Source organism: Mesorhizobium sp. M4B.F.Ca.ET.058.02.1.1, from assembly GCF_003952505.1.
Taxonomy (GTDB): domain Bacteria; phylum Pseudomonadota; class Alphaproteobacteria; order Rhizobiales; family Rhizobiaceae; genus Mesorhizobium.
Genome location: NZ_CP034450.1, coordinates 2,519,140 through 2,545,591, shown reverse-complemented (window position 1 = coordinate 2,545,591; position 26,452 = coordinate 2,519,140). Strand labels below are relative to the sequence as shown.

Genomic DNA, 26,452 nt, shown 5'->3' with positions numbered 1-26,452 from the left:
GAAACCGTCTTGCTTGAGACCGTTCTAGCCAACGCGACCTCTTTCGTGCTCGGAAGAGAGTGGCATCCAGGGCCGCTCTCCTGCTTGCAGCCCGCTCTCAGCCCACTCTTCCGGCGCGCGCCAACCCATGCGCCACCAGCCGGTCGATGACTTCCGGATAGCTGACGCCGCTCGCCGCCATCGCCTTGGCGTACATGCTGATGTCGGTGAAGCCGGGAATGGTGTTGAGCTCGTTGACGACGAAGCCCATGCCCGGCGTCACGAAGAAATCGACGCGGGCCATGGCGTCGCAGCCGAGCGCGCGGAAGGCCTTTGCGGCCATGTCGCGCATGGCTTGCTCGATCTCCAGCGGCAGTTCGGCCGGCACCTTCAGCGCCGCCCCATCCTTATCGATGTACTTGGCGTCATAGCTGTAGAAGCCATGGCTCTCGGCCGGCACGATCTCGCCGGGGCGGGAGACGAACAATCCGCCCTTTGCGTCCTCCAGCACGCTGCATTCGATTTCGCGGCCGCGGATGAACTCTTCCGCCAGCAGCTTGCCATCGTGCTTGAACCCTTCGGCGAGTGCGGTCTGGTAATCGCTTTCGCTGGAGACCTTGCTGACGCCGACCGACGAGCCCTGGCGCGCCGGCTTGATGAAGACCGGCAGCCCGAGCGCACTCGCGACTTCCGCAAAGGCGGGCGTCGCGTCGGGAACGATGGTAACCGACCGCGCGACTGGTAGGCCGGCAGCTTTCAGCAGCCGCTTGGCGATGTCCTTGTCGAGCGCAGTCGCGGAGCCCAGGATGCCGCAGCCGGCGAGCGGCACCTGCGCCACTTCCGCCAGCCCCTGCACCGCGCCGTCCTCGCCGTGCAGGCCGTGCAGGACGGGAAACAGGATATCGATATCTGGCAGCGCGTAGGGCGCGCCCTCGGCCGGGATCGCCAGCATCCGCCCGTGTCCGCCCGGCACCAGGCAAATCTCCGTGTCGCCCGAAGGTGCCGACAGCGTGCCGTCCTCGAAACGGCTGAGCAGCCATTTTCCTTCGCGGCTGACGAAGATCGGAACCGCATCATATTTCGCCGGCGCCAGCGCGCGCATGACATTGGTCGCCGAAAGCATCGAAACGTCATGCTCGGCCGAACGCCCGCCAAAGAGCACGGCAATACGCAGTCTGTTCGCGGCCATGAACGTCTCCACCTTGCAAGCGGTTCAAGGAATAGATTGAAGCGGAATTTCGGCAATCGCTTCCGACGACGACAGTTTTCAAGTCGTGGTGGCGAGGTCGCTAAAGTCGCTGCCGCCCCTCAACTGGTGATTGGCGAAACCGTCGGCGACAGCGTCCCTCTCCCCGTCACTATACGTGGAGAGGACACCGGCAGGCGGATGAGGGGCGGCGCCAGCGTTCCCCTATGAACCCCTGCATGACAGTAGGGGTCCATGGCAGGTTGCCTACCGCAGCGCCGCGGCGATGTTGCCGCCGTCGACCGTCGTCACATCGGCGGTGGTTCGATCGGCCAGCGCCTGGTGCAGGAAGGCCTGCGCCACGTCCTCGGCCGTCACTTCCTGGCCGAGCAGATTGCCGGACATGTATTCCTTCTCCGACACGCCGCGCGCGCCCGAGCGGCTGGCGATCATGGCGTCGGTCAACAGACCCGAGCGGATGCGGTCGGCATTGACTGCGTTCGAGCGGATGCCCTGCGCGCCGTAGTCCAGCGCATATTGCCTCGACAAAAACAGCGTCGCCGCCTTCGGTATGCCATAGGCGCCGAACTTCGGCCCCGGGTTGATCGCCTGCTTGGACGTGTTGAACAAAAGCACGCCGCCGGTGCCCTGTTCCAGCATGATGCGCACGGCGTTCTGCGCCGCCGACTGGTGGGCGAAGAAATTGAGCTCGAAGCTCTTGCGCAGCGTAGCGTCGTCGAGCTCGCCGATGCGGCCTTCCCAGGCCGCGCCCGCATTGGAGACGAGGATGTCGAGGCCGCCATAGACGGCGACTGCCCGGTCGAAGGCGGCACGCAGTTCGGCCGGATTGGTGATGTCGGCGCCGACGCCGATCGAGCCGTTGCCGGCCCTCTTCGCCGCTTCCGCGGCCTTGGCCGCATCGAGGTCGACGATGACGGCATGTGCGCCATTGTCGGCGAACAGCTTCGCCGTCGCCGCGCCGATCGCGCCGGCGCCGCCGGTCACCAGCACCACCTGGCCGGTCAGCGGCTTCGGCTTGTTGGAGGCGAGCTTGGCCTGTTCCAGCGACCAGTATTCGAGCGGGAAGAGATCGGCCTTGGACAGCGGGTGGAAATGGCCGACGGCCTCGGCGCCGCGCACCGCCTCGATCCACATCTCGCCGACGTCGGAGGCGATCCTGGCCTCCTTCAGCGTGCGGCCGTGGCCGAACATGCCGAGGCCTGGCACCAAGGTCAGGCGCGGCATCGGATCGAGCATGGTCCGCTTGACGTCGTCCAGTGCGTCATTGGTCTCGAAATAGGCGCGATAGTCCTTGGCGAAGGTCTCGACATGGCCGCGGACGACCGCCTTGTAGTCGCCGATCTTGTCGGCGTCCGGCGCCGGCACCGCCATCGGACCGGTCTTGATGCGGATCGAGAGATCCGGCGTCGAGACACCGCGCCCGGCATAGTCGGCGATGTCAGCCGAATTGATGAAATCGACGATCGCATCGGAGGTGCGGAAGTCGCTGATCATGCGATCGAAGCGGCCTTCGCCGCGCGCCACCGCCACCGCGCCGCGCAGCGCGGGCGCGATGTCGGCCGGCTTGGCAAGTCGAGCCGGCAGGGCCGCCTTTGCCGTCTTCGGCTTGCCGTTCTTCGCGACATACTCCTCGGCGACGGTCACATGATGGATCATCCGGTCGTAGGCCTGTCTGGCATCGTCGCCGAAGGTGAAGATGCCGTGCTTGTCGAGGATCAGGCCCTCGACGCTGGGGTCGGCATCGAAAACGTCGCCCGCCGCCTTCGCCAGGTCGAAGCCCGGCATGATGTAGGGCACGTAGCCCATCTTTTCGCCGAACACTTTTCCAACCAGCGCCTTGCTGTCTTCCTGGTCGACAATGGCGAGGACGGCGGTCGAATGCGTGTGGTCTACGAATTTGTGCGGCAGGAAGGCGTGCAGCAGCGTTTCGACCGAGGGATTGGGCGAGCCGGGGTCGATGAGGTTGGCGCGCTGCAGCGCCACCATGTCTTCGTCGGAGAGCCTCTCCAGCGCGCGCGCCTTGAGCAGCGCGCCCATCTTAACCGCCGGCAGGCCTTGCGGCTCGATGACGGCCATGTCCCAGCCGCTGCCCTTGACGCAGAGCACGTCCCACTCGTCGCCGACGAGATCCGTGGCTTTGATCTTGCACGACGTGTTGCCGCCGCCATGCAGCACCAGCCGCGGCTCGCCGCCGAGCAGCCGGGTCGTATAGACGCGCAGCGCGAGGTCGCGGCCGACGCCCTTCTTGGCATAGTCGGCAACCATCTTTTCCGCGTCGCCGTCATTCCACAGGTTCTTCATTTCGCTTCGTCCGCTTTCATGTCTTTGATTGCTGTGAACAGGAATGCCGCGACGCTTTGATGACAATGCGCCGGCGGCGAGGATTGTTTGTCTAGGAAGCCTTCTTGGTCACCGCTCGGGCATGGTCCAGCAGCCGCTGCGCCATGCGCGCGCCGACCACCAGATGCGTGCAGAGTCCGCCGGCGAGCGCGGCAAGCAGCGGCTCGAATTTGCTGTCCTCCTGCACCACCATCAGCCGCTTTTCGATGGCGCCGAGCGAGCCGAGCTCGGCGGAGATGACCCGGCGGTTGTAGCTGCAGTCGAGCGCCTTGCCGCCGGCGTCGATGATCTGTCCGGCGATCACGCCGGCGGCGCCGGCGTTGCGCAGCATTTCCATTTCGCTCACCGTCAGCGCGCCGCATTTGACGACATGGCTGTCGGCGTCGACGGTGCCGACGGAAAACAGCGCGAGGCTGCAATCGCTGATGCCGGCCAGTTGTTCGCGGATCACAGGCTCGGCGCGCAGGGCGCGCGCCAGATCTTCCGTCGACAGCACCAGCGGCGCGTAGAAGTTCAGCCCCTTGGCATTGAGCCGCCGCGCGATCTCCATCGTGCACTGGTCGGGCCGGTAGGAGTAGGGCGCGCCGAGGTTGCCGCAGAGCTGCACCACGGTCACGTCCTGCAGGTCGGCGAAGGACATGATGTCGGCGATGGTGTAGACGGTGCGGCCCCAGGCGACGCCGATGCGGTCGCCCTTTTTCACCAGCTCGAGAAAGACGCTGGCCGCCAGCACCGCGATGTCGGTCGACGGATCGACGACATAGGCGTTTTCCGGCGCGATCCAGACGGCGTCGAGCTCCAGCGCGTCTTCCAGCTTCCGCGCCATGACGTCATCGGTGAACAGCTGGGTCGAGGTCGAGATGTTGACGATGCCGGTCTCGCGCGCCTTGCGCAGATACATGGCGACCGACGCGCGTGAAATCTTCAGCTGGTTCGCCACTTCGTCCTGGCGCAGGCCATGCGCATAGTAAAGCCAGGCGGCCTTGTGGATAAGCTGTTCTGCCGGTCGGATTGCCATGCCATCTCCTCGCTGACATTATTCACGGCTCTCGACAAAAGTCAAACCGAGTGGAGGTATGCGTTTCCCTTTCGCCGGCTGAATCTAGATCACCATTGTGCCAAATGCCCCCTGTCGTGGCATCGTTGGTGGTGACGAAGCGCGGAGCCTGTGATTAGAAGTCGATCATGCAACATTACAGCTTGCGCAGCGGGAGGACGGGATGAGCAATCCCTATGAACAGGATCTCGACAGGAACGCCGCCAACCATCAGCCGCTGACGCCGCTCACCTATCTTGAGCGGGCGGCAAAAACCTATCCCGATCATGTCGCCATCATCCATGGCAATCAGCGCATCACCTATCGCGATTTCTGGCGGCGCTCGCTGAGACTCGCTTCGGCGCTGGCCAAGCGCGGCATCGGCAAGGGCGATACGGTGACGGTGATGCTGTCGAACACGCCACCGATGCTGGAGGCGCATTTCGGCGTGCCGATGACCAGGGCGGTGCTGCATTCGCTGAACACGAGGCTCGACGCCGCCGTCATTGCATTCCAACTCGACCACGCCGAGACCAAGGTCCTGATCGTCGATCGCGAATTCTCCGGCGTGGTCAGCCAGGCGTTGGCATTGGCCAAGGCCAAGCCATTGGTCATCGATTATGACGATCCCGATTACGCCGCCGACGCGCCCTATCCGAAGGGCGAGCGGATCGGCACGCTCGACTATGAGGAGTTCGTCGCGGGCGGCGATGAGGCTTTCGCCTGGTCGATGCCGGATGACGAGTGGGACGCCATCTCGCTCAACTACACATCGGGCACCACGGGCAATCCCAAAGGCGTCGTCTACCACCATCGCGGCGCAGCGCTGATGGCCTACACCAACACCATCCATGCCGGCATGGCCAAGCACGCGGTCTATCTGTGGACGCTGCCGATGTTCCACTGCAACGGCTGGTGTTTCCCGTGGACGCTGGCCGTTCAGGCCGGCACCCATGTCTGCCTGCGCTGGGTGCGGCCGAAGCCGATCTACGACGCCATTGCCGATCACGGCGTCACCCATCTGTGCGGCGCGCCGATCGTGATGTCGGTGCTGATCAACGCCAGGGACGAGGACAAGCGGCAGTTTCCGCAAACCGTCACCTTCAACACGGCGGCCGCGCCGCCGCCGGAGGCCGTGCTGTCAGGCATGGCCGATGCCGGCTTCGCCGTCACCCATCTCTACGGCCTGACCGAGACCTACGGGCCGGCTGTCGTCAACGAATGGCACAATGAGTGGGACGAACTGGAGAAGGGACCGCGCACGGCGAAGAAGGCGCGCCAGGGCGTGCGCTATGCTTCGCTCGAAGGCCTGACTGTGATGGATCCCCAGACGATGACGGAAACCCCGGCCGACGGCGAGACCATCGGCGAGGTCATGTTCCGCGGCAACATCGTCATGAAGGGCTATCTGAAGAACAGGAAGGCGACTGACGAGGCCTTCGCCGGCGGCTGGTTCCACTCAGGCGATCTCGGCGTCATGCATCCGGACGGCTACATCCAGCTCAAGGATCGCTCCAAGGACATCATCATTTCCGGCGGCGAGAACATCTCCTCGATCGAGGTCGAGGACGCGCTCTACAAACATGCCGCCGTCGCCTCCTGCGGCGTCGTTGCGAAGTCCGATGACAAATGGGGCGAGGTGCCGGTCGCCTATGTCGAGCTGAAGCCCGGCAAGAGCGCGACCGAGGCCGAGATCATCGACCATTGCCGCACTTTGATCGCCCGCTTCAAGGTGCCGAAGGCAGTGGTGTTTGCGGAAATCCCGAAGACATCGACCGGGAAGATCCAGAAGTTCCGGCTGCGGGAAATGGCGAAGGGCCTCTGAGTTCGTCATCCTAGGGTGAAGCAGTCGCGGAGCGACGTTGCGGAAACCCTGGGGTCCATGCCGTGATCTTGCGGCCGTGCTGCGGCGGTCGAGAATAGCCCTGCACGAATGGCGCCGCTGGCAAGCTATCTGCTTGATCCGACTTTATTCTTTGGCCGACGTCACGGCATTGATCCCAGGGTCTGCGCCGCGTCGCTTCGCTCCTTGCTTCGCCCTAGGAAGACGAACTCATTCGTCGGGTTCAACCTTTCCTCACTGTCACCATCTGTCACCAATTATACGCGTACGTCGAATCCGCGTTGACATCGCGCTCGTTTCGATTTACGAGTGATGAAAATTGAAATTCGTCACTCGTTATTTGACAGAGAGCTAATGTCCGAAGCCGCCAACATCGTGGCCGACCCCGCCCGCCAGGAAAATGTGACGCGCATCCTCGATTGCGCCGAACGCCTGTTCCGGCACTACGGCTACGGCAAGACCAATGTCGCCGACATCGCCCGCGAGCTCGGCATGTCGCCGGCCAACATCTATCGTTTCTTTGCCTCCAAGGTCGAAATCCACCAGGCCGTCTGCGGCCGCATGCTCGGCGCCAGCTACAAGATGGCCTACGAGATTTCGCGCTTGCCGCTCAGCGCCGAGGAGCGGCTGCGCCGCTACGTGCATGCGCAGTACAAGATGACCATGGAAGTCATGCTCGATGACCAGAAGGTGCATGAGATGGTCATCGTCGCGCTCGAGCGCGACTGGGGTGTCATCGACAAGCATGTCGACAGCATCCACGATCTGTTCGCCGAGGTGATCCGCCAGGGCATCGAAGCCGGCGAGTTCAGGGACCAGGATCCGGTGATCGCGTCGCGCTGCTTCGGGGCCGCCACCGTCATCCTTTGCCATCCGCAGATGGTGGCGCAGTGCCTTGCCAAGACCAACCGGGCGATGCCCGACGATCTCATCGATTACGCGATCCGAGCCTTGAAATAGCCGCCGCCCGCCGGGCGCCGGTCGACAAGTTATCTCCAGTCAGGAGTGCTAAGGTGTCTTTGTCCAATTCCATTATCCGCGGGCTGCCGATCGCCGGCCTGATCGTCGCCGCTCTCGAGCTCGCCGGCTGCAGCCAAGAGAAGGCCGAGGTCAAGGAGATCATCCGGCCAGTCAAGGTGGTCGAGATCGGTGAGGCCCAGACCACCCGCGAGCTCGACTATTCCGGCTCGGTGCGCGCCCGCACCGAGATGAACCTCGGCTTCCGCGTCGCCGGCAAGGTCACCGAGCGCCTCGTCGATATCGGCCAGCATGTGAATTCGGGCGACGTGCTCGCCCGCATCGATCCCTCCGATTACGATTTGTCGGTCAGGAGCGCGGCGGCGAACCTCGATGCCGCCGAGCGGCAGGTCGAAACGGTGGATCTGGCAAAGAAGCGCGCCGAGCAGCTCTACGCCAAGAGCTTCGCCTCGAAGTCGCAGCTCGATCAGGCGACGCTAACCTATGCTCAGGCCGTGGCGACGCGTGACGCCGCCCGCTCGACGCTTGCCCAGGCGAAGAACCAGGTCGGCTACACCGATCTCAAGGCGAACGAGGATGGCATTGTCACCGCCATCAGCGCCGATATCGGCCAGGTGGTCGGCGCTGGAACGCCGGTGATGACCGTTGCCGTCGATGGCGAGAAGGAGGTGCTGATCGCCGTTCCTGAAATGGATATCGCCGAGTTCCGGCCGGGCAAGGAGGTCAAGGCGGGCTTCTGGTCCGACGACGCGCTGACGCTGGCCGGCAAGGTCCGCGAGGTCGCCGGCAGCGCCGATCCGCAGTCGCGCACCTTCGCCGTTCGCGTCTCGCTGCCCAACGATCCACGCGTGCTGCTCGGCATGACCGCCAACATCGAAGCCTCGGTGGCGAGCCGAAAGCAAATGGTGTCGATTCCGCTCAGCGCGCTCGCCGAGAAGGACGGCCAGAAGATCGTCTGGACCGTCGACCGCACCAGCGAGACGGTTCATCCGCGCCCGGTCAAGGTCGGCGACTTCACGGTGGACGGCGTCAATGTCGCGGACGGGTTGAAGCAGGGCGACGTCGTGGTCGCCGCCGGCACGCAGTTCATGACCGAGAACCTCAAGGTCAAGCTCTCCGGCGACGCGGCGCAGCAGTCGGCGTCGGCCGAAGGCAAAGCCGACATCACCAGCAGCCTGCGCTGAAGCCAGGCGAATGAAAACGCCGCTCGCTCGGGCGAGTGGACCATGGTTTCCGGGCGGCGAGCGCCCGGCTGTCGAGACGTCAGGTTGATGTAACCCCCACATCGATCCTCGCGTCCCACCGCGACGAGTGTCTCTCCGCCTCGGAAAGCCTCGCCGCCCGGAAGCCAGCATCGGAAATATCGTGAGCACGCGCAGATGCGTGCCTTGCCGATCAATCGGAATGGACTGACGCCGATGACCACCGACAGCACTGAGAAGCGGCCCTTCAATCTTTCGCGCTGGGCGATCGGCCACCCCAGCATCGCGCGCTTCCTGTTCGGCCTGATCATCCTTGCCGGCGCGCTCGGCCTGATGCGCATGGGCCAGAAGGAAGATCCCGACTTCACCTTCCGCGTCATGGTCGTCCAGGCCGTCTGGCCGGGCGCCTCGATCCAGGAGATGGAGGACCAGGTCGTCAACAAGATCGAGCGCAAGCTGCAGGAAACGCCGCATCTCGATTTCGTGCGCTCCTATACGCGCGCCGGCAGCGCCATCATCACCCTGCAGGTGAAAGGCGACACCAATGCCGAGCAGGTGAAGGACGCGTTCTACCAGGTGCGCAAGAAGGTCGGCGACATCGCCAGCGACCTGCCGCAGGGGCTGCTCGGTCCGTATTTCAACGACGAGTTCGGCGACACCTTCATCACGCTGCATTCGATCAGCGGCAACGGCTACAGCTATCCGGAGCTGAAGAAGTTCGCCATCCAGGCGCGCGATATGCTGTTGACAACGCCGGGCGTCGAGAAGGCCGTCATCATCGGCGACCAGCCCGAGAAGATCTATATCGACGTCTCGTCGAAGGCGCTGGCCGAGCGCGGCCTGACGCTGACCGACCTGCAGAACGCGATCAAGGGCCAGAACAATGTCGATCCGGCGGGCTCGGTCGACACCGGACAGCGCTCGGTGCGCATCTCGGTCGAGGGCGACCTCACCAGGGCCGCCGACATCAGGGAACTGCGCCTGCGCGCCGGCGGTCAGGTGACGCGGCTCGGCGACATCGCCACCGTCTCTTCGGGGCTGGAGGATCCGTTCCAGCGCAAGTACCGCTTCAACGGCCATGAGAGCGTCCAGCTCGGCGTCGTCATGGCCAAGGGCTTCAACGTCACCGACGTCGGCAAGGATGTCGAGGCGACCTACCAGCGCTTCGAGGAAGGCCTGCCCTACGGCGTCGCGGTTGACCAGATCTCCGACCAGCCGGAAGTCGTCCGCGATGCCGTGAAGGAGTTCATGGAGGCGCTGGGTGAGGCGCTGCTTATCGTGCTTGCCGTCTCGCTGCTGTCGATCGGCTGGCGTTCCGGCCTGGTCATAGCCATCGCCATCCCGCTGGTGCTCGCCGCCACTTTTGCCATCATGTACGAGCTCGGCATCGACCTGCAGCGCATTTCGCTGGGCGCGCTGATCATCGCGCTCGGCCTGCTCGTCGACGACGCCATGATCGTCGTCGAGATGATGGAGCGAAAGCTGGAGGAGGGGCTGGTCAAGATCGAGGCGGCGAGCTTCGCCTATTCTTCGACCGCCTTCCCGATGCTGACCGGCACGCTGATCACCACCGCCGGCTTCATCCCGGTCGGCTTCGCCGCCTCGACCGCCGGCGAATATGTGCGCACCCTGTTCTATGTCGTCGGCATCGCGCTGGTCGTGTCCTGGTTCGTGGCAGTCTATTTCACGCCATGGCTCGGCCACATGATCCTGAAGCAGCGCAAGCATGCCGGCAGCCATCACGACGTCTTCGACACGCGCTTCTACCGCCGGCTGCGCGCCACTGTCGGCTGGGCCGTGCGCCATCGCATCATCGTGCTGGTGATGACGCTGGTCACCTTCGCCACCAGCCTGTGGGCGTTCCAGTTCATTCCGCAGAACTTCTTCCCGCAGTCCTCGCGGCCGGAGATCCTCGTCGACCTCTGGCTGCCGGAAGGCACCTCGATCAAGGAGGTCGAGACGCAGGCCAAGGCGCTCGAAGGCAAGATGATGGACGATCCGGACAAGCGCTTCATCGCCACCTATATCGGCGAGGGCGCGCCGCGCTTCTTCCTGCCGCTCGACCAGCAGCTCAGGAATCCCAACTTCGCCCAGCTCCTGGTGATGGCCAAGGACGAGCCGGCGCGCGAGCGACTGATCGTCAAGCTGCGGACCGTCCTGGCCGAGGATTTCCCCTCGATCCGTTCCAAGGTCGATCGCCTGTTCCTCGGCCCGCCCACCGGCTGGCCAGTGCAGATGCGGGTCATGGGTCCGGACCGCCAGGAGGTGCGCCGCATCGCCGACGAGGTGAAGGCGAAGTTCCAGGCCAACCCACTGCTCGGCGCCGTCCATGACGACTGGCTGGAGCCGGTGCCGGCGATGAAGCTGGTCATCGACCAGGATCGCGCCCGCGCGCTCGGCGTCACCTCGCAGCGTATCCGCCAGATGCTGCAGGCCACCATGTCCGGCGCGCCGCTCGACGATTTCCGCGACGGCGAGGAGACGGTGTCGATCGTCGCCCGCGAGCCGGAAGCGAGCCGCAAGCTGCTGTCCTCGGTCGATTCCGTCTATATCCCGACCGATTTCGGCGGCTTCGTGCCGCTGTCGCAGGTGGCCAAGGTCGTTCCGGTGCTTGAGCAGGGCATCGAGTGGCGGCGCGACCGCCTGCCGACCATCACTGTTCGCGGCACCCTGCCGGACGGCGTGCAGTCGAACGACGTCGTCACCAAGATGTACAACGACATGAAGGACCTGCGCGCAGGACTGGCGCCCGGCTACAAGGTCGAGATCCAGGGCGGCGCCGAGGATTCGGCCGAAAGCCAGGCCTCGATCGCCGCCAAGGCGCCGATCATGCTGGCCGTCATCGTCGTGCTGCTGATGATCCAGCTGCAGCATTTCGGCAAGGCGATGCTGGTACTGGCGACCGGTCCGCTCGGCATCATCGGTGCTGCCGCGGCCCTGCTGATCAGCGGGGCGCCGTTCGGCTTCGTCGCCATCCTCGGCGTGATCGCGCTGCTCGGCATTATCATGCGCAACTCGATTATCCTCGTCGATCAGATCGACCAGGACATCGCTGTCGGCATGGAGCGATCCGAGGCCATCATCGGCGCTGCCGTGCGCCGCTTCCGGCCGATCATGCTGACGGCGCTGACCGCGGTGCTGGCGCTGATCCCGATCTCGCGCGCCGTGTTCTGGGGGCCGCTGGCCTACGCCATGATGGGCGGCATCCTCGTCGCCACCGTGCTCACCATCCTGGTGCTGCCGGCAGGCTACGCGCTGTTCTTCGGCCGCGAGCGCAAGAAGGCCGGGGTCGAGGGCAAGAGGCCCGAGTCCGAACTGGTGCAGAACAACGAAGAGCCGCAACTGGCGCTGGCCGCGGAATAGGTGGTGGCAACCTCGGATCGTCCGCCATGGTCACGGGTGGCGGACGATCTGCATCGCGGGTCGGCGCGCTAGTGCAATTCCAGGAAAGTGTGAAGCGAATTGCAGGGGCGCGGCATCTTCAGGCGCGAGTATGAGGGATCGACGCTGCGCGAGAATCTCGGCCTGAAGCGGCCGTCGAACCGGTTCTTCGAGGAGACGACGGTCCGCAAGGCTGGCTGACGAGAGGCCGTTGGACAAAAGAGATCGGGCGCGCCGAGGCGCGCCCGATCTTGTTCTCAGGTCGCTGCGTCAGATGACGAACAGCCAGTTGGCGATCAGCATCACCGCCACGCCGGCGATCAGCGTCAGATAGGGCAGGGCGCCCGCCTTCTTGACCGAGAGGTCGGCTCCCGCCATGCCGAGGTCGGCCAGCATATGGTCGGGGAACTTGCCGCCGTCCTGGATGTAGTGGCGGAAGCAGAACACCGGGATGATCAAAGCCGCGGTGATCAGGCCCGCCCACAGCGCCATCGGGTTCCACACCTTGGCGCCGGCGCCCATGAAGACCGCGTTGACATAGGCGAAGATCGCGCCGATGCCGAGCAGCCAGGTCGGCGCCCGCCACGGCCGCGCGATATGGCCGTTGTCGATGCGGTGGATCCAGCCGGCGTTGAGGTTGAGGAAGTTGAAGATGATGTAGCCGCAGTTCGACACGGCGAGGATGAAGAAGAAGCTCGTCGCGTCGGCCGAGGCGATTGCCAGCACGATCAGGTTGAAGACGAGGTCGGTCCACATCGCCCGCGTCGGCGCGCCGTGCTCGTTGACGTGGCTGAGGTAGCGCGGCAGCCAGCCGTCGACCGAGCCCTGGTAGAGCGTGCGCGAGGAGCCGGCCATCGCCGTCATGATGCAGAGCACCAGCGCCAGGATCATCAGCATGACCAGCAGGCTGTGGATGATCCTGCCGCCGCCGACCATGCCGGCCAGCGCATCGGCGACACCGGACCCGTCGACGATCGGCGTCGCCAGCATGCCGTTGAGGCCGAGCACGCCCTGGAAGGTGAACGGCACCAGGATGAACAGCAGCATGCAGAGCAGGCCGGAATAGAAGATCGCCTTGAACGTGTCGGTGCCGGGGTTCTTGAACTCGGACGTGTAGCAGACGGCGGTCTCGAAGCCGTAGGTCGACCAGGCGGCGATGAACATGCCGCCCAGCACCAGCGTCCAGCCGGCGATGTTCCAGGCTCCCGGGTCGGGCGCGTAGGCGGCCGCCAGCGGCACCAGCGGCGAGAAGTTCGCCCAGTTGATCTGGCCGGTGAAGATCGGCACCACGCCGACGATCAGCATCGGGATGATGACCAAAAGGCCGATATATTTCTGCACATTGGCCGTGCCGAGGATGCCGCGATGCTGGATCGAGAAGATCATCAGCATCAGCACCGCGCCGATGAAGAAGGTCGCGTTGAAGGTGAAGGACACCGGACCCAGCGTATGGCCCCACAGCGACCAGGTGCGGATCGCCGGCGTCGCGGCGGCGGCCACCGCCGCGATGGCATCGGCGGGCGCCGTGCCGGCATGCGCGGCGATATAGGCGACCACTTCCGGCGAGGTCTCGCTGAAGACCGGGATCGGCGCCAGCGCGTTGAGGATATAGGCGGCGGCGATCGAGCAGCCGAGCGACAGCACCGGCGACCAGGCGAACCAGTTGCACCACACCGACAGCGGCGCGATGAATTTCGAGTAACGCAGCCAGGCGGTGGCGCCGTAGATCGAGGCGCCGCCGGACTTGTTCGGGAACAGGCCGGCGATTTCGGCATAGGTGAACGACTGCAGGAAGCCCATGATCATGGACACCGTCCAGATCACGAAAGCCAGCGTTCCGGTCGTGCCGGCAATGCCGCCGATGGAGAACAGGACGAGGGCGGGAACGCCGCTTGCCACCCAGAAGGCGCCACGCCAGTCGATATGCCTGAGCAGCTTGCCTTCCGCAGGCTGCTCCAGGACCGTGCTCATTGTGCTCATATGTATGAATTCCCCTTTTTTTGCTGTTCCCCGCCGGTGTGCCTCGGCTGCGCGAAGCTTCCCCCCCGGCCTCATTTCGAACGGCTGTAGTGTTTCCACTCAGTCGCATTTTTTTCTTAACAGTGAAGATTGATCCGACGCGCTTTCACGTCAAGCGTTTTGTGGCGCCGTGCACATCACGCTTGCGAAACATGGCACGGACGCCACTGCGGCCGCCATCAAGACGGTCGGATGAGGCCTTGGAGGCGGCCGTCAGGACCGCGGTTTCGTCTTTTGCGGGTCGTAATGCGCGAAGGCCACGACTCGCGCCGGCAGCCGCTTGGCCTGGCCGTCGAGCTTGCCGACCTCGACCTCCGTGCCGATGTCGGCATGGGTGACGTCGAGCCGCGCCAGGGCGATGGTCTTGCCGAGCAGCGGAGAGCGCATGCCGGAGGTGACGACGCCGATCTGGGCGCGGCCGACATGGACGCAGTCGCCGTGGCCGACAGGGATGTTCGCATCGATGTCAAGGCCGACCAGTTTCGTCTGCGGATGTTCCTTGCGCCTTATCAGCGCGTCGCGGCCGATGAAGTCGTCGGTCTTGGTCTTCAGCGGCACGGTGAAGCCGATGCCAGCCTCGAACGGATCGGTCTGGTCGGAGAACTCGTAGCCGGCGAAGATCAGCCCGGCCTCGATGCGCACCATGTCCAGCGCCTGCAGGCCCATCGGCTTCAGCCCATGCGGCTGGCCGGCCTCCCAGATCGCGTCGAACACTTTTTCGGCGTCGCGCGGATGGCACCAGATCTCGTAGCCGAGCTCGCCCGTATAGCCGGTGCGCGAGACGACCACCGGAACGCCGTTGCCGCCGCCGATGCGGGCGACCGCGAAGCGGAACCATTCGAGCTCGCTGATCGATGGCTGCAGCGGCGAGGTCCATACGACCTCCTTGAGGATGTCGCGGCTCTTCGGCCCCTGCACGGCGATGTTGTGCATCTGGTCGGTGGACGAGCGCACCAGCACGTTGAGGCCGAGTTTCCTGGCGGTCTCGCGCAGCCATTCGCCGGACAGGTCGTCGCCGCCGACCCAGCGGAAATTGTCCTTGCCGAGCCTCAGCAGCGTGCCATCGTCGATCATGCCGCCATGCTCGTAGCACATCGCCGAATAGACGATCTGGCCGACGCCGAGCTTCTTGACGTCGCGGGTCAGCGTGTACTGCAGCAGCGCTTCCGAATCCGGTCCGGTGACCTCGAACTTGCGCAGCGGCGACAGGTCCATGATCACCGCCGCCCGCCGGCAGGCCCAGTACTCGGCGATGGCGCCCTCCTTGGCGAAGGAGTTGGCCAGCCAGTAGCCCCTGTACTCGGCGAAGTCGCGCGTGTGCTTGGCAAAGCTCGAATGAAAGGCTGTCTCACGGGTCATTTTCGGTTCCGAATCGGGCGTCATGCGTCTGGCGATCGCGCGCGAGAATTTGTGCTGGCCGGAATAGGTGCGAACATGGATGTCGGTGAGGTCCCAGCCATTGGCGGGCGTGGTGTCGTCGGGACAGGCGGAGGAGACGCAGACGATGTCGGTCAGCGCGCGCAAGAGCACATAGTCGCCCGGCCGCGACCACGGCTCGTCCGAGACCATCACGCCATGCGCGTCGATCGCCGTGTTGAAGAAGAAGTTGATCGCCATCCAGCCGGCGCGGGGCGTGACGCCCTTGTCCGAGAGCGCCTTGTTGAAATTCTCCGAGCAGTTGGTGTGTCCGGGATAGCCGATGTCGTCGTAATATTTGGCAGCACAGGCGAGCGCGAAGGCGTCGTGCCGCCCGCAAGTGTCCTGCACCACCTCGACCAGCGGCTCCATGTCCTGGTCGTAATATTTCGAATGCAGGCCGGGCATCGGATAGGCGGCGCCCATCAGCGTGCGCGTCGTCGTCACGTCGAGCGGATGATCGCGGCCCTTGTCCAGCTTGCGCGCTGAAAAACACTGGAAGTCGGTGCACTGCCGGCCATCGACATCGATGATCTGCAGATAGTCGCCGGCCTTGACGAAATAGGCTTCGGCGGTCGCCGAATGGACACGCAGATCGAGCACAGGATCGGCGAGCGGATCGGGGAGTTGCGACCTGGTCTTCAGCCGAATGGTGTTGCGCCGCACGGTGACGGTAAGCGGCGTCGCTGTGTCGTGGCCGTCGACCAGCATCGGTCCGCCGGGTGCGGCGATCAGCATCGCGCCATCGCGCTGCACGGCGAAGCCTTGCTCGGTGCCGGCCGGCGTCGTAGCGCCGAAGACGCGCACGGCCTTCGGTTGCTCAAGCTGAACTTGGCGGCGTTGCAGGCCGAGACGCAGCGCCGACAAGCTGTCGTCGCCATCCGCCAGCAGCGCCTTGATGCCGGCGGCGTTGCTGTTTGCGGCCTCGCCGAAAATGCCGGGATCGGTGACGCCGTCCTTGCCCCAGGCCAACAACTCGCAGGCCTGTCCGCCTTCGATATTGCGCACGCTGACCGTATCGCCGGCCTCGACGTCGAGCAGCACGGCGCCATTGCCCTGCACGGTGTAGCGCTCGATGCCGGACGGCAGCGCGATCTGGCCAGGCCTCAGGATGAGGCTCGGTCGGGGCGGCCCGGAGGCGACGGCGGGGTAGGGCGACTGGCTCATCTCGACCCTATGTTTCGAGCAACAAGTTTGCCTGTGTGTGAAATTAGTTTAGCAGCAAGAATAGCAGCGGGGTTGGATTTGGCAAGGTGGAGATGGCGCCGGCTCCTCCTTCTCCCCCTGTGGGAGAAGGTGTCGCCGAAGACGACGGATGAGGGGTGCGCGAAGGAACGCCGGCGTCTCACTCCGTCGCGCACCTCTGATCCGTCTCGGCGCTAACGCGCCGATCCACCTTCTCCCACAGGGGGAGAAGGAGAGTGCGCGCACATGCGCTACACCAGTTCCTCGGAATGCGCGATCGTAACGCCATACTCCGCAGCCGAATCGAGAATGGTGTGCCAGAGACTTTCGGCGAAGGTCGAAAACACCAGCAGGTTGAACACCGCCTGTCCGCCGCGATCACCACCCCGCCACAGCGTGACGCTGGTGTGATCCATCGAGGTTGCAGCAGCGGAGCCAATCGCAAACACATAGGGATGCAGATCAATCGACGATAGCTTGGCGAGCATTGCGCGCGCTCTCTGCCCGGATACGCTGATCAGCACGCGCGCATGCGACTGGTCGGAAAGCGCAGCCGAACCGGCAAAGACCGAGGCAAGCGCCTCAATCCCGTGCCTGCCGCCCTTCGACAGCACGAAAAACTGATCCGGTCCGGACCAGATCAGCGTCGCGTCGGCGGTGCCGACCGCCTTCGGCGTTTCCGGCGTCGCCGCGCCGAAGCGAGCCTTCGAGGCCCTGGCCATGTCGGCGGCCTTGCCGCGCCGCGCCATGATCTGCACGAGGTCGAAATTTCGGATCTCGGTCAGCGCCACGCCGGCTTCGCCTTGCGCGCCATAAGGGCCGGCGACCAGCGCGCGGTCCAGCGGGCTGCGGACGTCCCAGGAAAACTCAGCCACGCTGGCGCCCTCCTTCCGGATCGTAGAAGACGGGATTGCAGAGTTCGACATCGTACTCCTCGCCGCGCAGCGGGTCGTGCGCGCGCACGATCTCGCCGATGCGCTCGCGGCCGCGTTCGACCAGCCCGAGCCCGATCCATTGGTCGAGTGTCGGCGAGAAGCAGACCGAGGTGACATAGCCCTGGTCGTTGCCGGGGCCGGGGATCTCGCCCTTCGGAATGACATGCGCGCCGGAGCGCAGCCGCCGCGCCTTGTCGGTCGGCTTGATGCCGACGACCACCTGCCGGTCCGGCGCCACCAGCGCCTCGCGCCCGGCCATGACGCGGCCGATAAAATCCTTCTTGGTCGACATCATCTTGCCGAGGCCGAGATCGGCGGCGGTCGTGGTGCCGTTGAGCTCCGGCCCGGCGACATGGCCCTTCTCGACGCGCATCACGCCGAGCGCCTCGGTGCCATAGGGTGTCACGCCGAACGGTTTTCCCGCGATCATCAGATTGCGCACCAGCGCCTCGCCGTAGCGCGCCGGCACCGAGATCTCGAACGCCATCTCGCCGGAGAACGAAATGCGGAACAGCCTGGCCTTGATGCCGCCGCGCAAGGCAACTTCGCGCGCGCCCATGAACGGAAAACCTTCGTTCGACAGGTCGTCCAAGGGATCGACAATTTCGCGAAGCAGGTCACGGGTCTTCGGCCCCGCGATTGAGAATTGCGCCCACTGGTCGGAGACCGAGGTCAACTGCAGGTCGAGCTCGGGGAACAGCACCTGGCGGCAGAATTCGAGATGCTGCATCACCAGCCCGGCCTTGGCGGTGGTGGTGGTGAGGAAATAGTGATCCTCGGCCAGCCGCGAGGTCGTGCCGTCGTCGTAGACGATGCCGTCTTCGCGCAGCATCAGCCCGTAGCGCGCCTTGCCGACGGCGAGGTTCGAAAAACTGTTGATGTAGACGCGGTCGAGGAAGGCGCCGGCGTCGGGACCGTGCACATCGATCTTGCCGAGCGTCGAGACATCGCAGAAGCCGACGCCGCCGCGCACCGTTTTGACCTCGCGGGTGACCGATTCCAGCCAGTCCTTCTCGCCCGCGCGGGGATACCACTGCGCCCGTTTCCATAAACCGGTGTCGACGAAGACCGCACCCTGTTCCGCCGCCCAGTGATGCGACGGCGTCAGCCGCGTCGCGTGGAAGTTTTCGTCGCGGTGGTGACCGGCAAAAGCGCCGATGGCGACTGGCACGTAAGGCGGACGGTAGATCGTCGTGCCGGTTTCCGGGATCGATTTACCGCTCACCGCCGCCATGATGGCGAGGCCGGCAATGTTGGAGGTCTTGCCCTGGTCGGTCGCCATGCCGAGTGTGGTGTAGCGCTTGAGGTGCTCGACCGATTCGAAACCTTCGCGCTGCGCCAGTTCGACATCGGAGGCGGTGACGTCGTGCTGCTGGTCGACGAAGGCCTTGCCCTTGCCGGCGACATGCCAGAGCGGGGTGAGCGAGAAGGTCTCGTCGTCGGCGATCGGCGCTGAACCTGCGGTGCCGCCGCGCCCGCTATCGCTTGCGGCAGCGGCGCCGGCCTCAAACCCTTCGCGCAGGCAAGCGCTGAGGCCGAAGGCGCCGTTGGCGGCGCCTACGGCGACCATGCCGGGCGGCGCGCCGTCCGGCACGAACGCGGCGATGTCGTCGCGCCATTTCGGCCGGCCGCGATGATAGGAGGTCAGCCCGACCGAAGGATTCCAGCCGCCGGAGACGGCAAGCCCGTCGGCCTCGACCTCGGCGCGCGCGCCGCCGGTCAGCGAGACCGAAATCTTGCGGACACCGTCCTTGCCGCCGTCGACGCCGGTAACCGAACCGTTGAGCACCGCGAAGCCGTTCTTGGAAGCAAGCGCGCGATGAGCCGGCGAGACATCCGGCCGCGCGTCGATCACTGCCGCGACCTGCAGCCCTGTTCTGAGCGCCGTCTCGACCGTGCGCCAGCCATCCTCGTTGTTGGTGAACAGCGCGACGCGTTTTGCTGGCGTTGCTGCATAACGGCCGACATAGCTGCGCATGGCGGCCGCCATCATCACGCCGGGCGTGTCGTTGCCGGCAAAGACGATCGGCCGCTCGATCGCGCCCGCCGCGACAATGCTGCGCTTCGCCACGATGCGCCACAGCCGTTGCCGCACCTGGTGCTCCGGCGGCACCGACCGATGGTCGTTGACGCGCTCGATCGCGCCATAGGTGCCGCCGTCATAGACGCCGAACAGCGTCGTGCGCGTCATGATGCGGACATCGGGCATCGAGCCAAGCTCGTCCAGCGTGCGCGCGATCCATTCGGCAGCGGGCAGACCGTCGATCGTGCCGCCATCGGCGAGCAGGCGGCCGCCGAGGGCAAAATCCTCTTCGCAGAGGATGACGCGCGCGCCGCAGCGGCCGGCAGCCAAAGCTGCCGCCAGTCCCGCCGGGCCGGAGCCTGCGATCAGCACGTCGCAGTGCGCCCACGCCTTGTCGTAATGGTCGGGATCGGCGATGCCGGCGGTGCGGCCGAGACCGGCGGCGCGGCGGATCGCCGGCTCGTAGACCGCTTCCCAGAACTTTGCCGGCCACATGAAGGTCTTGTAGTAGAAGCCGGCGACGAAGATCGGCGCAAACAGCTGGTTGACCGACAGAAAATCGTGGCGCAGCGACGGCCAGCGGTTCTGGCTGGCGGCCTCTAGACCGTCATAGAGCACCGCCGTCGTCGCCTTGGTGTTCGGTTCGCGCCTGGCACCGCTGCGCAATTCGACCAGCGCATTCGGCTCTTCCGATCCCGCCGTCAGGATGCCGCGCGGACGATGGTACTTGAACGAACGGCCGACCAGCTTGACGCCGTTGGCGACCAACGCCGAGGCCAGCGTATCGCCCTGGAAACCAAGCAGGGTCTTGCCGTCGAAGCGGAAGCTCAGCGGCGTCGAACGGTCGATGAGACCGCCATTCGCCAGCCGGTGAGTCTGCGCGCCGCCGACCATCACGCGCCAACCTTTGCGGCACCGGCGCCAGCCGCGGGTGCGACGGCTGAAATCTCATGCGTCAGCGTGTTGCGGGTGACCTTCAGCCAGGCCCGGCAGCCGCCGCCATGATACCAGTGCTCGCTCATTGAGCCGGCGATGTTGTCGCGCAGGTAGACGTATTCGTAGACGGCGTCCTCGCCGGCTACCGGCGCTGGGCGTTGCGGCTTGGCGTCGCCGAGATAGGTGAACTCGCCGAGTTCGCGTTCGCCGCAGAAGGGACAGACTATGCGCATGGCAGGGCCTTCAGTGCAGGTTCGGTTGGGCGCCCTGGCCCTTTTCGTCGATCATTGCGCCACGCTGGAAGCGGTCCAGGCGGAAGCGCGCGGCTTCCTGGTGCGACTCATCGCGAGCGAGAAGATGGGCAAAGACCAGGCCGGAGCCGGGCGTCGCCTTGAAGCCGCCATAGCACCAGCCGGCATTGAGATAGAGCCCTTCCACAGGGCTCTTGTCGATGATCGGCGTGCCGTCCATCGACATGTCCATGATGCCGCCCCACTGGCGCAGAAGACGGACGCGGCCGATCATCGGGATCAGCGCCATGCCGCCCTCGCAGACATCCTCCATGACTGGAAGGTTGCCGCGCTGGGCGTAGGAATTGTAGCCGTCGATGTCGCCGCCGAAGACCAGGCCGCCCTTGTCCGACTGGCTGACATAGAAGTGGCCGGCGCCGAAGGTCATGACATTGGGCAGCAGCGGCTTGATCGCTTCCGAGACGAAGGCCTGCAGCACATGGCTTTCGATCGGCAGGCGCAGGCCCGCCATCGCCGCGACGCGCGATGTGGAGCCGGCGACCGCCATGCCGACCTTGCCGGCGCCGATGCGTCCGCGCGAGGTCTCGACGCCGGTCACCTTGCCGTTGGCATCGCGCGTGAAGCCGGTGACCTCGCAGTTCTGGATGATGTCGACGCCGAGTTCGCTGGCCGCATGCGCGTAGCCCCACACGACGGCGTCGTGCCGGGCCGTGCCGCCGCGCCGCTGCAGCAGCCCGCCCTGCACGGGAAAGCGCGCATTGTCGAAGTTCAGGAACGGCATCATCTTCTTGACCGCCGCGAGGTCGAGCAGTTCGGCGTCGATGCCGTTGATGCGCATGGTGTTGCCGCGCCGCGCATAGGCATCGCGCTGGGCGTCGGAGTGGTAGAGGTTGATGACGCCGCGCTGGCTGACCATTGCGTTGTAGTTGAGGTCCTGCTCCATCCGTTCCCACAGCCTCATCGACAATTCGTAGAAGCCGGTATTGCCGGGCAGGCCGTAGTTGGAGCGGATGATGGTGGTGTTACGGCCGGCGTTGCCGGAGCCGATCCAGCCTTTTTCCAGCACCGCGACGTTGCGGATGCCGAACTCGCTGGCGAGGAACCATGCCGTCGCCAGCCCGTGGCCGCCGCCGCCGATGATCACCACATCGTAGCGGCCCTTCGGGCTGGCGTCGCGCCAGGTGCGCTGCCAGTTCTTGTGGCCGGAGAGGGCGGCGCGGGCGAGCGAGAAGATCGAGTATTTCATAAAGTCATTCCGAGCTCGCTCGCATCGCGCTGATGGTCTTCCTTAACGCATCGGATTCGTCCGAAAACCGCTTCGCACTTTTCGGTCCGATGCTTCAGATATCCAGCGTGTGGTCGCGCTCCCACTGCGTGAAGTGCGAAGCATAGGAATTCCATTCCTGCTGCTTCAGCTTTAGGTAAGCCGACGAGAATTCCTCACCCAGCGCCGCCTTCAGCGATTTGTCATTGTCGAACTCGCGCAGCGCGTCGAGCAGGTTGAGCGGCAGTTTCGGCGCATCCGTCACGGTATGGCCGAACTGGTACATGTCGATGTCGTAGCGTTTGCCCGGGTCGGCCTTCGAGCGGATGCCATCGAGACCGGCAGCGATGATGACGGCCTGCAGCAGATACGGGTTGGCTGCACCGTCGGGCAGGCGCAGCTCGAAACGGCCCGGGCCTGGCACGCGCACCATGTGGGTGCGGTTGTTGCCGGTCCATGTCACCGTGTTCGGTGCCCAGGTCGCGCCAGAAATCGTGCGCGGCGCATTGATGCGCTTGTAGGAATTGACCGTCGGGTTGGTGATCGCCGCAAGTGCCGAGGCATGCTTCATGATGCCGCCAAGGAAGTTCCTGCCCTTGGCGGAAAGGCCGAGCTCCATCGCATTGTCGGCGAAGACATTGGTCTTGCCGGTCTCGTCCCACACCGAGATATGCGCATGGCAGCCATTGCCGGTCAGGCCCTGGAAGGGCTTGGGCATGAACGTCGCGCGCAGGCCGTGCTTTTCGGCAATCGACTTCACCATGAATTTGAAGAAGGAGTGCTTGTCGGCGGTCGCAAGCGCATGGTCGAATGTCCAGTTCATCTCGAACTGGCCGTTGGCATCCTCATGGTCGTTCTGGTAGGGGCCCCAGCCCAGCGCCAGCATGTGGTCGCAGATCTCGGCGATGACGTCGTAGCGGCGCATCACCGCCTGCTGGTCGTAGCAGGGCTTTGAGGCTGTATCGTATTCGTCGGAGATCGCCTTGCCGTCCGGCGAGATCAGGAAGAACTCCGCCTCGACGCCGGTCTTGACATGCATGCCGTCGCGTGCGGCCTCTTCGATCACCCGCTTCAGCGTGTTGCGCGGTGCCTGGCCGACCTCCTTGTCGTCCATGATGCAATTGGCGGCGACCCAGGCGACCTCCGGCTTCCACGGCAACTGTATGACCGAGGCTGGATCCGGCACCGCCAGCATGTCCGGATGCGCCGGGGTGAGATCGAGCCATGTGGCGAAGCCGGCAAATCCCGCGCCGTCCTTCTGCATGTCGGCGATCGCCTGTGCCGGCACCAGCTTCGCACGCTGCCCGCTAAACAGGTCGGTGTAGGAGATCATGAAATATTTGACGTTTTTCGCCCTTGCGAATTCTGCAAGATCAGTAGTCACACCAGTTCCCCATTTTTTGTCGGCCATGGCCCAAGGCATTTGGGTCTTGGCCCTTCATTGATTAGAAGCCGTTCTTGCCCGGTATCCAGTTGGTGCCGGCAAGCGGCACGCCCGCCATGGCGGCCGCTTCGATGGTCAGCGCGACGAGGTCCTCGGGCTCGAGATTGTGCAGGCTGTTCTTGCCGCAGGCGCGCGCGATCGTCTGCGCCTCCAGCGTCATCACTTTCAGGTAATTCGCCAGCCGCCGTCCGGCCGCGATCGGGTCGACTCGTTTCATCAGCTCCGGATCTTGCGTGGTGATGCCGGCCGGGTCGCGGCCTTCGTGCCAGTCGTCATAGGCGCCGGCGGTGGAGCCGAGCGCATTGTACTCCGCCTCCCAGCGGGGATCGTTGTCGCCAAGCGCAACCAGCGCCGCCGTGCCGATCGATACCGCGTCGACGCCGAGCGCGAGCGCCTTGGCGACGTCGGCGCCGTTGCGGATACCGCCGGAGACGATGAGCTGCACCTTGCGATGCATGCCGAGGTCCTGCAGCGCCTGCACCGCCGGCCTGATGCAGGCAAGCGTCGGCTGGCCGACATTCTCGATGAACACTTCCTGCGTCGCGGCCGTGCCGCCCTGCATGCCGTCGACCACGACGACGTCGGCGCCGGCCTTCACCGCGAGCGCGGTGTCGTAGTAGGGGCGGGCGCCGCCGACCTTGACGTAGATCGGCTTTTCCCAGTCGGTGATCTCGCGCAGTTCGAGGATCTTGATCTCGAGGTCGTCGGGCCCGGTCCAGTCGGGATGGCGCGACGCCGAGCGCTGGTCGATGCCCTTGGGCAGCGTGCGCATCTCGGCGACGCGGTCGGAGATCTTCTGGCCAAGCAGCATGCCGCCGCCGCCGGGCTTGGCGCCCTGGCCGACGACCACTTCGATCGCATCGGCGCGGCGCAGGTCGCGCGGGTTCATGCCGTAGCGCGACGGGAGGTACTGATAGACGAGCTGCTTGGAATGGCCGCGCTCCTCCTCGGTCATGCCGCCGTCGCCGGTGGTGGTCGAGGTGCCGGACAGCGTCGCGCCGCGGCCGAGCGCTTCCTTGGCGGGGCCGGACAGCGACCCGAAACTCATGCCGGCGATGGTGATCGGGATCTTCAGCTCGATCGGCTTCTTGGCGTGGCGCGTGCCCAGCACCACACTGGTGTCGCAGCGCTCGCGATAGCCTTCCAGCGGATAGCGCGAGATCGAGGCGCCGAGGAACAAGAGATCGTCGAAATGCGGCAGCTTGCGCTTCGCGCCGGCGCCGCGGATGTCATAGATGCCGGTCGCTGCTGCGCGGCGGATCTCGGAAAGCGTGTAGTCGTCGAAGGTTGCGGATTTGCGCGGCGTCGTCGGCGGGTTGCGATAGGTCATCTTGCCTCAATACGCGTCGGCGTTGTCGATATTGAAATTGTAGAGCTTGCGCGCCGAGCCGTAGCGCTTGAACTCCGAAGCTTTGACGCCGGTCACGCCGGCGCGGTCGAGCAGGCCTTGCAGGAATTCCAGATGCTCGGGCCGCATCTCCTTGGCGATGCAGTCGGCGCCCAGGCTCTCGACCTTGCCGCGCACGAACAGCCGTGCCTCGTAGATGGAATCGCCCAGCGCATCGCCGGCATCGCCCAGCACCACGAGGTTGCCGGACTGCGCCATGAAGGCCGACATGTGGCCGATATTGCCGTGCACGACGATGTCGATGCCCTTCATCGAGATGCCGCAGCGCGACGACGCGTTGCCTTCGATGACCAGCAGGCCCCCGCGGCCGGTGGCGCCGGCATACTGGCTGGCGTCGCCTTTGATCACGATCGAGCCCGACATCATGTTCTCGCCGACGCCGGGGCCGGCCGAACCATGCACGGTGATGGCGCCGCCGGCATTCATGCCGCCGCAATAGTAGCCGACGCTGCCGCGCACATCTATGGCGACCGGCTGGTCGACGCCGACGGCGACCGAATGGCTGCCCTTGGGGTTGAGCACCTCCCAGGCCGTCTCGTTTGAGCCCGGTGTGAGCTGATGCAGCGCCTGGTTCAGCTCGCGCAGCGACAGTGCGGCAAGGTCGAACACCCTGGCGTGGCTCTGGTCGCGCTGAGCGGTGGATACGTTGGTTGCCGGCATGAACTCAATGCTCCCAGAAATAGACGGTTGCGGGCTCCGGTTCCCAGACCCTCGCATTGTCTATGCCGGGCAGTTTGGTGAGCGCGCGATATTCCGAACCGAAGGCGACATACTGGTCGGTCTCGGCCATGACGGCGGGCTTGCAGGCGATCGGGTCGCGCACCACGCCAAAGCCGTTCTTGGTGCCGACGACGAAGGTGAAGAAGCCGTCGAGGTCGGAGAGTGTGCCCTCCAGCGCCTCGCCGAGGTTCTTGCCATGCGCGATCTTGGAGGAGAGATAGGCGGCTGCCACCTCGGTGTCGTTTTCGGTCTCGAATATCATGCCCTCGCGGACCAGCTCGCGCCGCACATTGTTGTGGTTGGACAGCGAGCCATTGTGCACCAGGCATTGGTCTGCGCCGGTCGAGAAGGGGTGCGCGCCCATCGTGGTGACCGCCGATTCCGTCGCCATGCGGGTGTGGCCGATGCCATGCGTGCCGGTCATCGAGCGGACGTCGAAGCGCTCGACGACGGCTTCCGGCAGACCGACCTCCTTGTAGATCTCGACCGCTTCGCCGGCGCCCATGATGCTGATATCGGGCCGAAGCGATTGCAGTGCCTCACGCGCGGTGTAGACCTTGTCCAGAGCCGTCCTGATCACCGCATGCGTCGACTTGACCGCAACGCTCACCGGCGCGCCGATCGCCTTGGCGAGCTCAGCGTCGAGGCCGCGGAAGTCGTGTTCCGGTTTCGCCGATTGGATGGTGATCTTGGCCTCGTTGCCGGCCGGTGCGCCATAGATGGCGATGCCGGCACTGTCCGGACCCCGGTCGGTGAGGCAGATCAGCATCTCCGACAGCATCGCGCCGAGCTTGGGTTCCAGCGACTTGTCCTTGAGGAAAAGTCCGACGATTCCACACATGTCAGCCTCCCGGCGTTTGCAGCTAAAAAATGATGTACCCAATG

The 26,452-nt window shown here is 65.0% G+C and carries 17 protein-coding genes; 4 read left to right on the top strand and 13 right to left on the bottom strand.

Annotated elements, in window-relative coordinates; all coding sequences use genetic code 11:
* Nucleotides 1-97: 97 nt before the first annotated feature.
* From EJ073_RS12805 to EJ073_RS12795, 3 genes are all read right to left on the bottom strand, one after another.
* A complete protein-coding gene (locus EJ073_RS12805) occupies nucleotides 98-1,168 on the bottom strand; it encodes a D-alanine--D-alanine ligase family protein (protein ID WP_126056059.1) in 1,071 nt (356 codons plus the stop codon).
* Between the two features lie 264 nt (nucleotides 1,169-1,432).
* A complete protein-coding gene (locus EJ073_RS12800) occupies nucleotides 1,433-3,487 on the bottom strand; it encodes a bifunctional aldolase/short-chain dehydrogenase (protein WP_126056058.1) in 2,055 nt (684 codons plus the stop codon).
* A gap of 91 nt (nucleotides 3,488-3,578) precedes the next feature.
* Nucleotides 3,579-4,544: a sugar-binding transcriptional regulator gene (locus tag EJ073_RS12795; RefSeq protein WP_126056057.1), complete on the bottom strand. Its 966-nt coding sequence runs from the start codon at nucleotides 4,542-4,544 to the stop codon at nucleotides 3,579-3,581.
* A 202-nt stretch (nucleotides 4,545-4,746) separates the two neighbouring features.
* Here EJ073_RS12795 and EJ073_RS12790 point away from each other — a divergent pair, with 202 nt between their 5' ends.
* From EJ073_RS12790 to EJ073_RS12775, 4 genes are all read left to right on the top strand, one after another.
* Nucleotides 4,747-6,387: an acyl-CoA synthetase gene (locus EJ073_RS12790; protein WP_126056056.1), complete on the top strand. Its 1,641-nt coding sequence runs from the start codon at nucleotides 4,747-4,749 to the stop codon at nucleotides 6,385-6,387.
* 372 nt (nucleotides 6,388-6,759) lie between these two features.
* Nucleotides 6,760-7,365: a TetR family transcriptional regulator gene (locus tag EJ073_RS12785; RefSeq protein WP_126056055.1), complete on the top strand. Its 606-nt coding sequence runs from the start codon at nucleotides 6,760-6,762 to the stop codon at nucleotides 7,363-7,365.
* Between the two features lie 53 nt (nucleotides 7,366-7,418).
* Nucleotides 7,419-8,567: an efflux RND transporter periplasmic adaptor subunit gene (locus EJ073_RS12780; protein ID WP_126056054.1), complete on the top strand. Its 1,149-nt coding sequence runs from the start codon at nucleotides 7,419-7,421 to the stop codon at nucleotides 8,565-8,567.
* Nucleotides 8,568-8,801: 234 nt separating this feature from the next.
* On the top strand, nucleotides 8,802-11,948 hold the full coding sequence (locus tag EJ073_RS12775; RefSeq protein ID WP_126056053.1) for an efflux RND transporter permease subunit: 3,147 nt from the start codon (nucleotides 8,802-8,804) through the stop codon (nucleotides 11,946-11,948).
* Nucleotides 11,949-12,236: 288 nt separating this feature from the next.
* Here the strand turns inward: EJ073_RS12775 and EJ073_RS12765 are convergent, their stop codons facing one another.
* The 10 genes from EJ073_RS12765 to EJ073_RS12720 all read right to left on the bottom strand — a co-directional run bounded on the left by EJ073_RS12765 (nucleotide 12,237) and on the right by EJ073_RS12720 (nucleotide 26,408).
* Nucleotides 12,237-13,946: an APC family permease gene (locus EJ073_RS12765; protein ID WP_126056052.1), complete on the bottom strand. Its 1,710-nt coding sequence runs from the start codon at nucleotides 13,944-13,946 to the stop codon at nucleotides 12,237-12,239.
* 252 nt (nucleotides 13,947-14,198) lie between these two features.
* A complete protein-coding gene (locus EJ073_RS12760) occupies nucleotides 14,199-16,568 on the bottom strand; it encodes an aminomethyltransferase family protein (RefSeq protein ID WP_126056051.1) in 2,370 nt (789 codons plus the stop codon).
* Nucleotides 16,569-16,837: 269 nt separating this feature from the next.
* Entirely contained in the window at nucleotides 16,838-17,461 is a 624-nt protein-coding gene (locus tag EJ073_RS12755; RefSeq protein WP_126056050.1) for a sarcosine oxidase subunit gamma family protein, read from the bottom strand.
* Entirely contained in the window at nucleotides 17,454-20,438 is a 2,985-nt protein-coding gene (locus tag EJ073_RS12750; protein ID WP_126059194.1) for a sarcosine oxidase subunit alpha, read from the bottom strand. Before EJ073_RS12750 ends, EJ073_RS12755 begins: the two co-directional genes overlap by 8 nt.
* On the bottom strand, nucleotides 20,438-20,713 hold the full coding sequence (locus tag EJ073_RS12745) for a sarcosine oxidase subunit delta (RefSeq protein WP_126056049.1): 276 nt from the start codon (nucleotides 20,711-20,713) through the stop codon (nucleotides 20,438-20,440). The genes EJ073_RS12750 and EJ073_RS12745 overlap by 1 nt, the downstream gene beginning before the upstream one ends.
* Before the next feature lie 10 nt (nucleotides 20,714-20,723).
* Nucleotides 20,724-21,977, bottom strand: a complete 1,254-nt coding sequence (locus tag EJ073_RS12740; RefSeq protein ID WP_126056048.1) for a sarcosine oxidase subunit beta family protein — start codon at nucleotides 21,975-21,977, stop codon at nucleotides 20,724-20,726.
* A gap of 94 nt (nucleotides 21,978-22,071) precedes the next feature.
* Complete coding sequence (glnT, locus tag EJ073_RS12735; RefSeq protein WP_126056047.1) at nucleotides 22,072-23,379, bottom strand: type III glutamate--ammonia ligase; 1,308 nt, start codon at nucleotides 23,377-23,379, stop codon at nucleotides 22,072-22,074.
* Between the two features lie 61 nt (nucleotides 23,380-23,440).
* Nucleotides 23,441-24,769: an FMN-binding glutamate synthase family protein gene (locus tag EJ073_RS12730; protein WP_126056046.1), complete on the bottom strand. Its 1,329-nt coding sequence runs from the start codon at nucleotides 24,767-24,769 to the stop codon at nucleotides 23,441-23,443.
* A gap of 6 nt (nucleotides 24,770-24,775) precedes the next feature.
* A complete protein-coding gene (locus EJ073_RS12725; RefSeq protein ID WP_126056045.1) occupies nucleotides 24,776-25,507 on the bottom strand; it encodes a GXGXG domain-containing protein in 732 nt (243 codons plus the stop codon).
* Nucleotides 25,508-25,511: 4 nt separating this feature from the next.
* A complete protein-coding gene (locus EJ073_RS12720) occupies nucleotides 25,512-26,408 on the bottom strand; it encodes a glutamine amidotransferase family protein (RefSeq protein WP_126056044.1) in 897 nt (298 codons plus the stop codon).
* Between the last annotated feature and the right edge of the window lie 44 nt (nucleotides 26,409-26,452).